The sequence below is a fragment of the Streptomyces sp. NEAU-YJ-81 genome (assembly GCF_017592595.1).
GTDB lineage: Bacteria > Actinomycetota > Actinomycetes > Streptomycetales > Streptomycetaceae > Streptomyces > Streptomyces hygroscopicus_B.
Window position 1 is genome coordinate 739 of the sequence record NZ_JAGFNO010000037.1, and the last position, 12,307, is coordinate 13,045.

Annotated in this window: 11 protein-coding genes and 5 pseudogenes; 8 read left to right on the plus strand and 8 right to left on the minus strand. The window is 66.1% G+C overall.

Going from position 1 to position 12,307, the window contains the following annotated elements; genetic code table 11:
* On the plus strand, positions 1–489 hold a 489-nt coding region (locus J5X86_RS43475; protein ID WP_208522152.1), incomplete at its 5' end, for an integrase core domain-containing protein.
* A gap of 170 nt (positions 490–659) precedes the next feature.
* Here the strand turns inward: J5X86_RS43475 and J5X86_RS43480 are convergent.
* Entirely contained in the window at positions 660–1,481 is an 822-nt protein-coding gene (locus tag J5X86_RS43480) for an SDR family NAD(P)-dependent oxidoreductase (protein ID WP_208522153.1), read from the minus strand.
* A 97-nt stretch (positions 1,482–1,578) separates the two neighbouring features.
* On the opposite strand from J5X86_RS43480, the gene J5X86_RS43485 reads away from it, so the two are divergent.
* Positions 1,579–2,646, plus strand: a complete 1,068-nt coding sequence (locus tag J5X86_RS43485) for an integrase core domain-containing protein (RefSeq protein WP_208522154.1) — start codon at positions 1,579–1,581, stop codon at positions 2,644–2,646.
* Between the two features lie 45 nt (positions 2,647–2,691).
* A pseudogene (locus tag J5X86_RS43490) lies at positions 2,692–3,195 on the plus strand (IS701 family transposase); the annotation flags it as partial.
* Here J5X86_RS43490 and J5X86_RS43495 read toward each other — a convergent pair.
* The 4 genes and pseudogenes from J5X86_RS43495 to J5X86_RS43505 all read right to left on the minus strand — a co-directional run.
* The gene (locus J5X86_RS43495; RefSeq protein ID WP_208522155.1) at positions 3,148–4,554 is read right to left on the minus strand and encodes an amidase; all 1,407 of its coding nucleotides are present in this window, start codon (positions 4,552–4,554) and stop codon (positions 3,148–3,150) included. The pseudogene J5X86_RS43490 and the gene J5X86_RS43495 overlap by 48 nt on opposite strands.
* Before the next feature lie 93 nt (positions 4,555–4,647).
* Positions 4,648–5,235 carry a TetR/AcrR family transcriptional regulator gene (locus J5X86_RS43500; RefSeq protein ID WP_208522156.1) on the minus strand — a complete coding sequence of 196 codons (588 nt, stop codon included), beginning with the start codon at positions 5,233–5,235 and terminating at the stop codon, positions 4,648–4,650.
* A gap of 152 nt (positions 5,236–5,387) precedes the next feature.
* On the minus strand, positions 5,388–5,519 hold the full coding sequence (locus J5X86_RS52210; RefSeq protein WP_279595745.1) for a hypothetical protein: 132 nt from the start codon (positions 5,517–5,519) through the stop codon (positions 5,388–5,390).
* A 181-nt stretch (positions 5,520–5,700) separates the two neighbouring features.
* A pseudogene (locus J5X86_RS43505) lies at positions 5,701–6,234 on the minus strand (transposase family protein); the annotation flags it as partial.
* A 193-nt stretch (positions 6,235–6,427) separates the two neighbouring features.
* On the opposite strand from J5X86_RS43505, the gene J5X86_RS43510 reads away from it, so the two are divergent.
* Both J5X86_RS43510 and J5X86_RS43515 read left to right on the plus strand, forming a co-directional pair.
* Positions 6,428–6,637: a hypothetical protein gene (locus J5X86_RS43510; protein WP_208522157.1), complete on the plus strand. Its 210-nt coding sequence runs from the start codon at positions 6,428–6,430 to the stop codon at positions 6,635–6,637.
* Positions 6,638–6,719: 82 nt separating this feature from the next.
* A pseudogene (locus tag J5X86_RS43515) lies at positions 6,720–6,912 on the plus strand (ISL3 family transposase); the annotation flags it as partial.
* Positions 6,913–7,049: 137 nt separating this feature from the next.
* Here J5X86_RS43515 and J5X86_RS52655 read toward each other — a convergent pair.
* Positions 7,050–9,218: a SpoIIE family protein phosphatase gene (locus tag J5X86_RS52655; RefSeq protein ID WP_374229432.1), complete on the minus strand. Its 2,169-nt coding sequence runs from the start codon at positions 9,216–9,218 to the stop codon at positions 7,050–7,052.
* A gap of 127 nt (positions 9,219–9,345) precedes the next feature.
* Positions 9,346–9,477, minus strand: a pseudogene (locus J5X86_RS43525) (IS5/IS1182 family transposase); the annotation flags it as partial.
* A 1-nt stretch (position 9,478) separates the two neighbouring features.
* Between J5X86_RS43525 and J5X86_RS43530 the strand changes: the two are divergent.
* Positions 9,479–9,681, plus strand: a pseudogene (locus J5X86_RS43530) (winged helix-turn-helix transcriptional regulator); the annotation flags it as partial.
* 478 nt (positions 9,682–10,159) lie between these two features.
* Here J5X86_RS43530 and J5X86_RS43535 read toward each other — a convergent pair.
* Positions 10,160–10,771, minus strand: coding sequence for a TetR/AcrR family transcriptional regulator (locus J5X86_RS43535; protein WP_208522159.1), 612 nt, complete (start codon positions 10,769–10,771; stop codon positions 10,160–10,162).
* 143 nt (positions 10,772–10,914) lie between these two features.
* Between J5X86_RS43535 and J5X86_RS43540 the strand changes: the two genes are divergently transcribed.
* On the plus strand, positions 10,915–11,649 hold the full coding sequence (locus tag J5X86_RS43540) for an SDR family NAD(P)-dependent oxidoreductase (protein WP_208522160.1): 735 nt from the start codon (positions 10,915–10,917) through the stop codon (positions 11,647–11,649).
* 33 nt (positions 11,650–11,682) lie between these two features.
* Positions 11,683–12,306, plus strand: a complete 624-nt coding sequence (locus J5X86_RS43545; RefSeq protein WP_208522161.1) for an NADPH-dependent F420 reductase — start codon at positions 11,683–11,685, stop codon at positions 12,304–12,306.
* Position 12,307: the final 1 nt, after the last annotated feature.

Consider the following 12,307-nt stretch of genomic DNA (forward strand, 5'->3'; position numbering starts at 1 on the left):
CTCTTCGCCATAGAGGTCGGCACCCGCTACATGCACATCCTCGGTACAACGGCCCATCCCGACGGCTCCTGGACCACGCAACAGGCGCCCAACCTACTGATGGAGCATGGCAACCGAGCATCCGAGTTCACCTTTCCGGTGCGAGACCGAGCCGGACAGTTCACCACTTCCTTCGACGCCGCCCTGACCAGCGCCGCCATCACCGTGGTAAAGATCCCTCCGCGAAGTCCACGAGCGAATGCATACGCGGAGAAATTTGTCCTCACCGTCCGCTCCGAGGTCACCGACCGCATGCTCATCTTCGGCCAACGCCACCTACGGACCACCTTGGACGAGTACGCCCGGCACTACAACCGCCATCGCCCCCACCGTGCACTCCAACTACAGCCACCACGACCCGACCACCGCGTCACCAGCCTCGCCCACAAACGGATCAAACGCCGCCCCCTCTTCGGAGGCCTCATCAACCAATACGACAGAGCGGCATAAAGCCACAGGTCAACGCAGCGGCCCAGTTCTGGAACCCCACAGGCTGCTCCCCCGCACCCTGCGCAACCGCCGGAACGTCTCGCCGCGTACCCTGCCGGCCTAGCTGTTGCGGGTCATGACGTTGATGGCGCCGGCGGGGGTGTCCGGCAGTGCCGTTGGATCTTCGAGGGTCAATCGGGGCGCTTGGTGAGTCTGGTGCTGAGGTCCCAGAGCTCCTGCTGGATGCTCGGATCGTAGGCATCGGCGTGTGCCTTTGCGGCACGGGTGCGGTCGTAGAACTGTCCGGTCGCCCCGTCGAGTTCGGGGGCGAGGATGAGGCGCAGGGTGGCCTGCAGGCCGTCTTCGAGGGAGTCGATGCTGTAACCGACCGAATCCAGAACCATCTTGGTCGGCATGAAGGTGGCCGGGTGCAGGCTGTTGACCGTGACCCGGTGCGGGTCGAGCTGTCGGGCGAGCACGAAGCCCGTGGCGATCATCGCCAGTTTGGACTGGCCGTAGGCCCGCATGCCCGAGTAGCCGTGTTCGAGGGTGGGGTCGTCGAAGTTGATCGGGGCCTGGCCGATCGAAGCGACGTTGACGATACGGGAGGGGGCGCCGCGGTCGAGCAGCGGCAGCAGGCGCCGGGTCAGCGCGAACGGGGCGAGATGGTTGACCGCGAAGCGGAGCTCGTGCCCGTCGTCGGTGAGCTGGCGGTCGGTCCCGTCGGGTTCGCCGCCGCCGATGCCGGCGTTGTTGACTAGCACCGAGATGTGATCGGTGAACGCGGTGATCTCGTCCGCAAGGCGGTGCACTTGCGCCAGCTCGGAGAAGTCGGCCCGGAGCGTGCGGATCGAGGCCGGTGCATCGGCCAGCGTAGTGGCCAGTTCGTCGAGCCGGCTCTGGCTGCGCCCGTGGAGGATGAGCGTCGTTGCGGGCTGGCGTGCGAGGGCGACGCTGAGTGCGCCGCCCAGCCCGTCGGTTGCTCCAGTGATGACGATGGTTCGATCGGGCATGCGCTACTCCTCGCCGTGTGGGGTTCCATACTTGCGGCCAGGCCTCTTGACCAGCAAAGATCGATGGAGCGTCACTGATCGGGCAGGATCGTAGTCCGTGTCCTTGCGCCTGCTCTACCTGCTCGCCACTCGGCTACTCAGCTGTTTCGTGTTACTCGGCCGTTCCTCCGCATCCAAGGACGTCGAGCTACTCGTGCTCCGCCATGAGGTAGCCGTGCTACGCCGCAGCACTCCGAGGCCGCGCTTGACCTGGGCGGACCGCGCGATCCTCACCGCCCTCGTCCGACTTCTGCCGAGAAAGCTGCGCGCACACAGACTGGTTACCCCCGACACGCTCCTGCGCTGGCACCGCCACCTGGTGGCACGAAAATGGACCTATCCACATAAGATCGACCGCCCTCCTCTCGACGAAGCAATCGCCACGCTCATCGAACGGCTCGCAACAGAGAACCCGTCCTGGGGGTACAAACGGATCCAAGGCGAGCTGATGCGGCTCGGCCACCGCGTCGGTGCCTCCACCATCCGCAGAGTCCTCAAACGTCTGAACATACCCCCAGCACCCAAACGGCAGACCGACACGACATGGCGACAGTTCCTGCATACCCAGGCATCGACCATGCTCGCCGTCGACTTCTTCCACATCGACTGCGCCCTCACCCTGCGACGCCTTTACGTGTTCTTCGCGATCGAGGTCGGCACCCGCTACGTACACATCCTGGGCACCACCTCCCATCCCGACGGCCCCTGGACCACCCAGCAGGCACGCAACCTCCTCATGGAACTGGGAGACCGAGCATCCGAGTTCACGGTCCTGGTGCGGGACCGGGCCGGACAGTTCACCGATGCGTTCGACGCCGTCCTCGCCAGCGCCGGCATCACGGTCGTGAAGATCCCTCCGCGCAGCCCCCGCGCGAACGCGTACGCGGAACGATTCGTACTCACCGTCCGCTCCGAGGTTACTGATCGCATGCTCATCCTCGGCCAGCGCCACCTTCGCACCGCGCTCAACGAATACGCCCGCCACTACAACGGGCGAAGACCCCACCGCGGACGCCAACTCAAACCGCCCCGACCCGACCATCCCATCGCCGACCTCTCGCAAGAACGGATCAAGCGTCGACCCGTCCTCGGAGGACTTATCAATGAGTATGAAAGGGCCGGATAAGTTCGCAGGTCAGTGCGGCGACCCTGTTTCGGAACCCCACAGGTCAAGAAGCTGCCCAAGCGAGCCTGGCAGAAGCTGTCCGCAGGAGCGGGCGCGAAGGGGCACCGCTTCTACGACTGGGCCGCCATCGACCTGCCCGACCCCGCCACAGGCAGCCGCCAGCTGCTGATCCGCCGCAATCGCACCACCGGAGAACTCGCCTACTACCGCTGCTACTCACCCGCGCCAGTGCCGCTGGCCACGCTGGTACGAGTCGCTGGATCAAGATGGCGAGTGGAAGAGACGTTCCAGTCCGGCAAGGGTCTGGCCGGACTGGACGAGCACCAGGTCCGCCGCTACGCGTCCTGGTCCCGCTGGGTCACCCTCGCCATGCTCGCCCACGCCTTCCTCGCAGTCGTCCGCGCCGACGAACACGCCCGCCACCCCGCGCCAGACGCCCTCATACCGCTCACCTGCAACGAAATCCAGCGCCTGTTCATCACTGTGGCCTTTCAAGACTTGTCAGATGGTGGGGCGCTGGTCACGGACCGGGCTGAGCGACTCCAGTAGCGACGCGATGTGCAGGATGGTCGACTCGGAGTGCCAGTTGGCTGCCAGCTGCACACCGATCGGCATGCCGTCGCTGCTCGTGCCGAACCGCATGGACAAGGCCGGGAGTCCGGTCAGGTTGAACGGAATGGTCGCCGTCTGAATGTGGGCGGCGTCCACCGTCTGACCGTTGATGGTGAACCGGGTGAGTCCGTGTTCGTGGGCGGGGATGGGCAGGACCGGGAGCAGGAGGGCGTCGTACCGCTGGAAGTACTCGGTGAACGCGTCCCGGAGACGTTCGATGCCCTGTTCGGCCAGGACGTAGTCGCGGATGGACGTGTCGGGGCCGGCGAGCATGGACTTGGAGACCTTGGCCATCTGGTCCTCGTGACCGGCGGTGACGTCCCGGAAGGCCGGCTTCACCTCCATGACGTGCTGCCGGTAGAAGAGGTCGAGAGGGTTGTCTCGCTCAAGCGCCGGGATGCTCATAGCCTCGACGTGAACCCCAGCGCCCTGCAGGGCTTCGGCGGCCGAATGCACGGTGGCGGCGACCTCCGAGTCGATCGGGCCGAGTCCGGAGTCGACCAGCCAGCCGACGCGGACGGGCCGGTCCGGCGACGCGCCCAGGCCTGCGTCGAATTCGCGCGGAACGGTGGCGAAGCCGTCGGCGCCGTCCGGGCCGGATAGCACCGAGTACGCCAGTGCGAGGTCGCGGATGGTGCGGGCCATCGGGCCGACGTGCCAGTCACGGCGTGGCGCCCGCGGCCAGACCCCGGTCATCGGGATACGCCCGTGCGTTGCCTTGAGGGCGACGATGCCGGTGTGAGCGGCCGGCCCGCGTACCGAGATGGCCAGGTCGCTTCCGAGCCCGAGCGGCGACATACCGGCCGCGATCGCTGCCGATTCCCCGCCACTGGAACCGCCGGGCGTGCGGTCGAGGTTCCAGGGGTTGTTCGTCCTGCCTGTCAGGAGGTTGTCGGACTCGGTCGAGTACGAGAACTCCGGGAGGTTGGTCTTCGCGAGGAGAATCGCACCAGCGCGCTTCATACGTGCCACGCTGGTGGCATCCGTGTCCGGGATGCGGCCCTCGAAGATCGGGGAACCGCGCTGGGTCAGCACCCCGGCGGTGTCGAAGGAATCCTTGACCGTGAACGGCACGCCGTGCAACGGCCCGACCTCCACGCCGGCCGCGAGCGCCTCATCCGCGGCCTTCGCGGCCTCCAGGGCACCGTCGACGAGCGTAACGACGGCGTTGACCTTCGGATCGGTGGCCTTGATCCGATCGAGGTGCGCCTGCACCACCTCGACGGATGACACCTTCCTGTTGCGGATCAGTTCAGCGAGTTCACTCGCGTCGGAGTAGATGAGGTCGGTGGTCATGATGATCTCCCTGCTTAGACCGGTCTACTCTTTTAGACCAGTCTACTATTAGAACGCCGCCCGAGCCGGTGCGCCGCAGGCGGCGGGGGCCTGTCAGACGTGGAGGACCTGGCGCGTGACCGTCGTGGCGCGGTCGAGATGGTCCGGGCTGCGATGGATCTTCGCCATTATGCTCGCTCCGAGCCACAGGCTGTAGAGAGCCTCGGCCGTCGCGCGGGGGCTGTCATCGACGGACACGGACCCATCCGCGATGCCGTCGGCGATCATCTGCTCCAGTCGGTCGACGATCGCCGTGGTCCCGACTTTCGTCGCCACTCTCATCACCTCGGAGAGGTCGGCAACCTCCGCGCCGAGCTTGACGACCAGACACCCGCCCTGGCAGTCGTCCACAGCTTGCGTATCGTAGAACTTCTGCCAGTACCTCATCAGGTGCTCCGCGGAGCTCTTGCCCTTGTCGGCAACGATCCCGTCCATGGTCGCGAAGTAGTCGTCGAAGTAGCTCTTCAACATCGCCTCACCGAAGGCGTCCTTGGAGCCGAAGTAGTGGTAAAACGACCCCTTCGGGACACCGGCCGCGGCAAGGATCTCATTGATGCCGACCGCGGCGTAGCCCTTCGCGGCTACGATCCGCCGTGCGGCGTCCAGGAGGCTCTGGCGCGTTTCCACCTTGGTGACTGACATGCCTTAATCGTAGCATCGGATTAGACCAGTCGTCTCGGTGCGTGGAGTGTGGTCACCGGGAGCCGGGTCGGCTACATGCCGACCGGAGCGCATTCGAGATTCGGGATAATCCAACTTGCCTGCCCTGCAGCACCCGACGGGGCGGTTGGTGTTCAGGTGTGGGGCCTGGCTGAGCGGGTGAGGTGCTTGGTGGTGCGGGCATTGATGACGTCCGGCCAGCCAGGCGCGCGGTTCAGTCCGACGAGGGCCGACGCATCGGCGAGCTCCGCGATGCTTACGGACACGGTACGCATCGCCCGGCCGGGCGCGTTGTCGCCCGTGGTAGACGGTGCGCCGCTGATCAACAGGGGACCGGGCCGGAAGCTGGCGACGTGCGAGCCGAGACTTCGCTGGGCACGTGCGCGTAAAGCGTGTTGCAGAAAGCCGTGAGTGGACAGGGTGAGCCGCGGGGCAGTCTCTTGTCGATCACGCGGCCGGGGCGAGGTTGTGCATGCGTGCGACGGCCTGGACGGCGCGATGGAGGCCGTTGCCACGTTGCCGGCAGTCGCGGAGGATCTTGTAGTTCTTCATCCGGGCGAAGGTGTGCTCGACGCGTGCGCGGACTTTGCGGTGCTCCGCGTTGTCCGCTTCTTCGCCGGCCAGCAGGGGGCGCCCGGGCCGTTTGCGGTGTGGGACGACCAGACCGGCGTTGATGTACGCGCCGTCACCCAGCACGGTGATGCCCTCGCACGTTTGGGCCAGGCCGGAGTCCCTCCAGACATGGGCGTCGGCCCGGTTGCCCGGGGCGGGGCGGGCGGTGGCAATCACCAGGCGGGTGTCGGCATCGATGATGACCTGCACGTTCGCCGAAAATCGGTAGTTGCGGCTGGAAGCGCCGATCTGCCGGTCGCGGACCGGGATCAGCGTGCCGTCCACGATCCACAGCCGGTCCGCGGCATCGGCGGGCCGGGACGCCGGTTCGAGGGCCAGCAGCGGGCCCAGGCGTTGGATCACCCGGCATGATGACGATTAGTGAAAACAGCCCTGTCCGCAGTTCCGTGAAGGTCATGGCTGGGTGAGGATGCGGGTGCGGAAAAGCTCCTGCAGAAGGGCTTCCTGACCGAGTTGTCTGAGGACCGTTGCCTTCTCGGTCCCTCGGTTCAGCTGCGCTGCGGTCGAAGGCGAAGCGCCTGGTCGCGCGCGGCGGACCGACGTGGAGACGTACGCCACCCTTGACGCGTTGGGGCAGTTCAAGCTGGACCTGGCCCAACTGGAGAGCAACGGGACGGTCATCAAGGGCGACATGGGCCACGAGGTGAAGGTGATCGGCCTTGACCTGGAGGCCAAGACACCGAAGGCGACGCTGTCGGACTGCGTGGATTTGTCGAAGTGGAAGACCTACGAGTCAAGGCACGCACGGTGATCCCGCTGCCGAGTGCCCAGCCGCTGCGGTACGTGGCAACGGCCAAGGCGGAGAAGTGGGATGGCCGGTGGATGGTGACCGCCTTCAGGCCACCGACCTGCCCCACCTGCACGCCTTCACCAACGGCCTGGAACTCGACCGCGCCGCCGTCGACGACGGCATCACCCTTCCCCACCACAACGGAGGCGCCGAAGGCGTCAACACGAACGAAGAGGATCATGAGGCAGATACACGGACGGGCCCGATTCATCCTGCTCCGCCACCGCATCCTCCTCCAATTGCCGCCACGCTTCGTCACCACCGATTACGGGACAGAGCCGAATGATTTACAGTCCCGATTCATGTGTTCAGACTTTGCCATGAACGGCGGTCGCACCAGACGCTAGGGTCGGGCCCGCCTCAGTCTGGAGGGCTACTTGTCGGGGATGCCGATCTCGAACCAAGTGGTCTTGCCGCGCCCTGAGGGCGAGCTTCCCCACGTCTGGGTGAGTGCGTCAACGATCAGCAGTCCGCGCCCGGACTCAGCCTCTTGGTTGCGGGCGTCGTCGTGGAGGAGGGCGGTGGGCACCGGAGGATATGGATCGCTGTCGCGGACCTCCACCCGTATGCGGTCCGGATATGCCCGCAAGCGCAGGTCTACGTCACTTTGAGCGTGGATCAGCGCGTTGGTGACGACCTCGGAGACCGTCAGTGCCAGCTCGTCGAGGAGGGGCAACACATTCCACTGGTGTAGCAGATCCCGCAGGAAGTCTCGGACAGACGATACCCCTTGCAGATCGTGGCGCTGTACGGACGCTCGTGCGATGCGGGAGTGTTTGTGGGACTGCCCTCCTTCGTAGCGCACCAGGACGAGTGCGGCGTCGTCGTGTGCCTGGCCTCCGCCGTGGTTGCTGATCATCCGATCGGCCAGCGCTTCCAGATCCTCGCCGTAGTTTTCAGCCAGCCGACGGGCGAGCCGCTGAATCGCGCCGTCGGTGCCCAGGCGTCGAGAATCCAGCAGGCCGTCCGTGAAGAGTGCGGCAACCGCTCCTGGCGGAACCTGGGCTTCGCTCTGCTGGTAGGTGGCACGTTTATCGATGCCCAATGGTGGGCCGGGCGTCAAACACGGTCGGATGGGCCGTCCGCCGGCGTCGGTGATCAGCGGCTCCGGATGTCCGGCGGTGGCCGCGGTCACCGTACCCGTCGCCAGATCCAGCCACATGCAGCAACACGTGGCGTACAGGTCGGTGTCCAACTCGGTGAGCAAGCGGTTGCTTCGTTCGAGCACAGTAGCGGGCCCGTGACCCTCGGTGGTGTAGGCGCGGACGCTGCTGCGCAGCTGGCCCATCAAGGCGGCTGCCTCCATGCTATGTCCTTGCACGTCGCCGATGACGAGCCCTAGGCCACCGTCCGGCAACGTCACCACGTCGTACCAGTCACCTCCGACTTCTGCCTGCTCGCCAGCGGGGAAGTAGCGGGCGGTGGTGACTGCCTCGGGCAGGTGCGGAAGGCTTCTTGGTAGTAGACCGCGCTGCAAGATGCGCTTGAGGGCATGGTCAATCTCGTAGGACCGAGCCCGCTCGAGGGAGTGGCCCACCTGCTCCAGCATGATCATCAGGAGGGCGATTTGTTCAGCAGACAATGGGGCGCCGGGACTGTCGAATTCCAGCGAGCAACAGCCCACTGCGCGGCCGCTGGAAATCAGGGGGAGATAGGCGCGTGCGCAACGCTCCGGATCGATGCCGAGGTCGGGATACTTCTGTCGGAATTCTTCGATTGACGTGAAGATATTGACTTCGACGTTATTGATGGTGTCCGTCTCAGGAGTGTGCTGGCCCAGTGATGTCCCTTCGACGTAGTGGACTTCCTCCCTGGACAGCCCGGCGGCGCCGAGTACGTGCAGGCGTTCTTCTTCCACCAAGCACAGTGTCATTGTTTGTCCGCCGAAGGGCCGGGCTATGTGAGCATAGGCTATGGCCAGGATGTCGCGCACGCGGGCCGCGGCGGTGAGCTCCGTGGATAGCCGTTGGAGTTGGTACAGATAGCTGCTACCCGTTACCGATGTCGCAGCCGCCTCCGGTCGACCGTGTTGGCGCCCCTCTCCCTCACGGGCCGACGATCCTGGACGGCTGGAGATAAACAGCGGAACCGAGGCCCCCTCGATGGGCAAGCCCTGGTCGGCTAGGTTCTCCAATTCGACAGCCAGCTCGTCAGCGATGCTCAGCACGTACGCCGCCTCTTCCTCGGCGATCGGCCGAGGAGGTACGCAGCGCAGTCCAATAATCCCGAAGCGATGCCGAGAGGTGCGTAGCGGCGCGCACACCACTGTCATGGGAAACGCGATGCTGACCACGGCCGCTGGCGAATGGCGGGCGACGCGACGCGCCTCTCTCTCGTCGAACACCACCACTTGCCCCGTCCGGTATGCGATGGACGTCGGCCAAGCAAGATTTTCCGGGTCGATCGCTGGCGTGATGGAGAAGCTCAACGGTGAGTCCACCGTCATGGCGGCTTCCAGCATCCTGCGTTCTGCGGACACCAGGTACACAGTGCCAGTGCTAGCTCCCAGTCGATCGTACATACGCCTCAGTGCAGAGGTCATGGCCTCATCCCGCCGTTCGATCAGTCCGGCGTGTCCATAAACCGCTGAAGCGAAAGACTCGAAGCGCGTAAATTCCACGTAATTTAGAATAACATAATCTGTTATCTATTAGTAATTACACCGTGTTCTACATGGCCAGTTTGAGGAGGCGTTTGTAGCAGCAGAGGGCGGCGGCGAGACCGAGGAAGGCGAGGTAGTTGCGTGGGTGACGCTCGTAACGGGGTGACAGTCGGCGGTATCCGGTGAGCCAGGAGGTCGTGATGCTCACCCAGACGCTCCGACGGCTCGAGGCGCACGGACTCATCCGCCGCCCCGCGTCGAGTACGAGCTCACGCTCGGGGTGACGCTGATCGACCGGATCCACATGCTGGCCGAGTGGGCCAGGGCGAACGGCGACGCAGTGCTCGATGCGCTCGACGCCGATCCGGGGGTTGAGGAACATCGGAACGAAAACCGGCGCTAATACTCCAGCCGTAGTTCGTGATCTTCATGCCTGCGCGGCTAGTCGTCGGTAGTGGCTGGCCTGAGATCGGGCCTGGTGGCGGCGTCGCCAGTGGGACCAGCTGAGCCGGTGGGCTGTGTCGTGGACGGGTCGGATGACGACAGTGAGCATTTTCAGCGTGGCCACTGATCGGGTGTCGGTGGCAGGGTGAGGGCGAGGTCCGCAACGGACAGGCCCCCGGCGCCATTGAGCTGTCCGGCAGAGCGCTGAGGCTGTTCAGCCACTACGACAGCGTGCTGAGCCAGCATCTGTCAGGCCGACCATGACGGCGGATCCTCGCGGGTCGCCGGTTTCCCCGGCGGATTCTGCTGTGGCCTTCAGCGGGCGGCCAGTTCCGTAAAGCCAGCAGGCCCGGGCCAGGTGCCGGGCGGCTGGTGTCGCGTACCAGCGGGTGCAGCAGTGCGACCGGCAACGCGTCCAGCCCGGCCGGAGTGCCAGGTCAACTCGACACGTCCTCCCGTCGCCGGTCATCGCCGGCTGTGACGGGAATGGCGTTGTCGATGAGGACGGCGGCGATGGCGGCGGCGGTGGGGAAGGCATCGGCATTGAGGACCCGGGTGCGGGCCGCGGCGCCGTCGATGAGCAGCGCGAGCTGCTCACCGAGCTGTTCAGGGTCGGCGGCGCCGGCTTCGCGGGCGGTGTCGGCGAGCCGCGCGGCGACGGCCTTCTTGTACTCGCGTGCGTACTGGGACGCGGGGTGCTGGGGGTCGTGGAGTTCGACGGCGGCGCCGATGTAGGGGCACAGGGGGGTGGTGGGGGGGATGTCGAAGGCGGCGAGGAGCCGTTCGCGGGGCGTGAGGTCGGTGCGGTCGAACACGCCGGACAGAACGGAGGGGTCGAACCGGCGCAGGTACTCGGCGACGAGTTCGTCCTTGCCGGCGAAGTGCTGGTAGGCCGTGCGCTTGGACACCTGGGCCGCCGCGCACAGCTGGTCCATGCCGGTGCGGTTGACGCCCTGCTCGCGGAACAGTTGCTGGGACGCGCTGAGGATGCGCTCGCGGGCGCCCCGGCCGCGGCGGCGGCCCGTGGGGCCCTTCTCCAACTCCGTCATGGGTCCACGGTACCCCAGTGGGTAACGACTGGTGTACATAGTTTGCGTCCCGGCCCCCCGCCCCGTACCGTAAGCACACAGGGCGGTGTACATAGCGCCGTCACCCCAGGTACACACGGCACCACCGACCCAAGGGAACGACTATGGGAAAGCTCGACGGCAAGGTCGCGGTCATCACCGGCGGCACCACCGGCATGGCGCTGGCCGGCGCGAAGCTGTTCGTCGACGAGGGAGCGCATGTCTTCATCACCGGCCGCCGCCAGGACGCCCTGGACGAGGCCGTGAAGCAGATCGGCCGCAACGTCACCGGCGTCCGGGGCGACGCTGCCGACCTGGACGACCTCGACCGCCTGTACGACACCGTCAGGCGGGAGAAGGGAAGCCTCGACGTGCTGTGGGCCAGCGCCGGAGGAGGCGAGCCCGCCCCGCTCGGCGAGATCACCGAGGCCCAGTTCGACACCTGGTTCGGGCTCAATGCCCGCGGCACCCTGTTCACCGTCCAGAAGGCTCTCCCGCTCTTCAACGACGGCGGCTCCATCCTCATGACCGGCTCCAACGCCTCCCTCGGCGGCTTCCCCGGCTGGAGCGTCTACGCCGGCAGCAAGGCCGTCCAGCAGGCATGGGCACGCGTCTGGCTCAACGAACTCAAGGACCGCCACATCCGCGTCAACGTCCTGACCCCCGGCCAGGTCGCCACGGCCAAGCAGGAAGAACTCTTCGACGAGGCCACCAAGCGCCAGTTCGAGTCCCTCATCCCCCGCGGCCAGATGGGCCGCCCCGACGAGATCGCCACCGCCGCCCTCTTCCTCGCCTCCGACGACTCCAGCTACGTCAACGGCATGGAACTCGTCGCCGACGGCGGCACCACCGCCATCTGAACCTGACAACGCACAACCAGGACAGGACATCCCATGAGCAACATCAGCATCATCGGCACCGGGAACATGGCCCGCACCATCGGCGCGCGAGCGGTAGCGGGCGGCAACACCGTCGAGATCATGGGCCGCGATCAGGCCAAGGCCGCTGCCCTGGCCAAGACTCTCGGCGTCGGCGCCACGACAGGAGAATGGGGCACCGCCCCGGCAGGGGACATCGTCATCGTGGCCCTGCTGTACGACGGTGTCGTGGCGGTCGTCGCCCAGTACGGAGACGCCCTCGCGGGCAAGGTCATCGTCGACATCAGCAACCCCTTCAACTCCACATTCGACGGACTGGCCCACCGCGAGCAGACCTCGATCGCGCAGGAAGTCGCCAAGGCCGCCCCGGCCAGCGCCAGCGTGGTGAAGGCGTTCAACACCATCTTCCGCCACGTCCTGGAGAAGGGCCGGCCCGACGTCTTCATCGCCGGCGACAATGCGCAGGCCAAGGCAAGTGTGGAGGCGTTCATCGAGAGCCTCGGGCTGCGCCCGCTGGACGTCGGCGGCCTCAAAATGGCGCACTGGCTGGAAGGAGCGGGCGTGGTCACGGTGGGCCTCGCCAACCACGGGGTGGGGAACTTGGACTTCGCCCTCAGCATCACCGAGCTTCCCGTCTGAG

Coding starts and splice junctions, on each gene's coding strand:
- J5X86_RS43480 (WP_208522153.1), bottom strand. CDS start 1,481: ATGCCCGATCGAACCATCGTCATCACTGGAGCAACCGACGGGCTGGGC.
- J5X86_RS43495 (WP_208522155.1), bottom strand. CDS start 4,554: ATGACCACCGACCTCATCTACTCCGACGCGAGTGAACTCGCTGAACTG.
- J5X86_RS43500 (WP_208522156.1), bottom strand. CDS start 5,235: ATGTCAGTCACCAAGGTGGAAACGCGCCAGAGCCTCCTGGACGCCGCA.
- J5X86_RS52655 (WP_374229432.1), bottom strand. CDS start 9,218: ATGACCTCTGCACTGAGGCGTATGTACGATCGACTGGGAGCTAGCACT.
- J5X86_RS43535 (WP_208522159.1), bottom strand. CDS start 10,771: ATGACGGAGTTGGAGAAGGGCCCCACGGGCCGCCGCCGCGGCCGGGGC.
- J5X86_RS43540 (WP_208522160.1), top strand. CDS start 10,915: ATGGGAAAGCTCGACGGCAAGGTCGCGGTCATCACCGGCGGCACCACC.
- J5X86_RS43545 (WP_208522161.1), top strand. CDS start 11,683: ATGAGCAACATCAGCATCATCGGCACCGGGAACATGGCCCGCACCATC.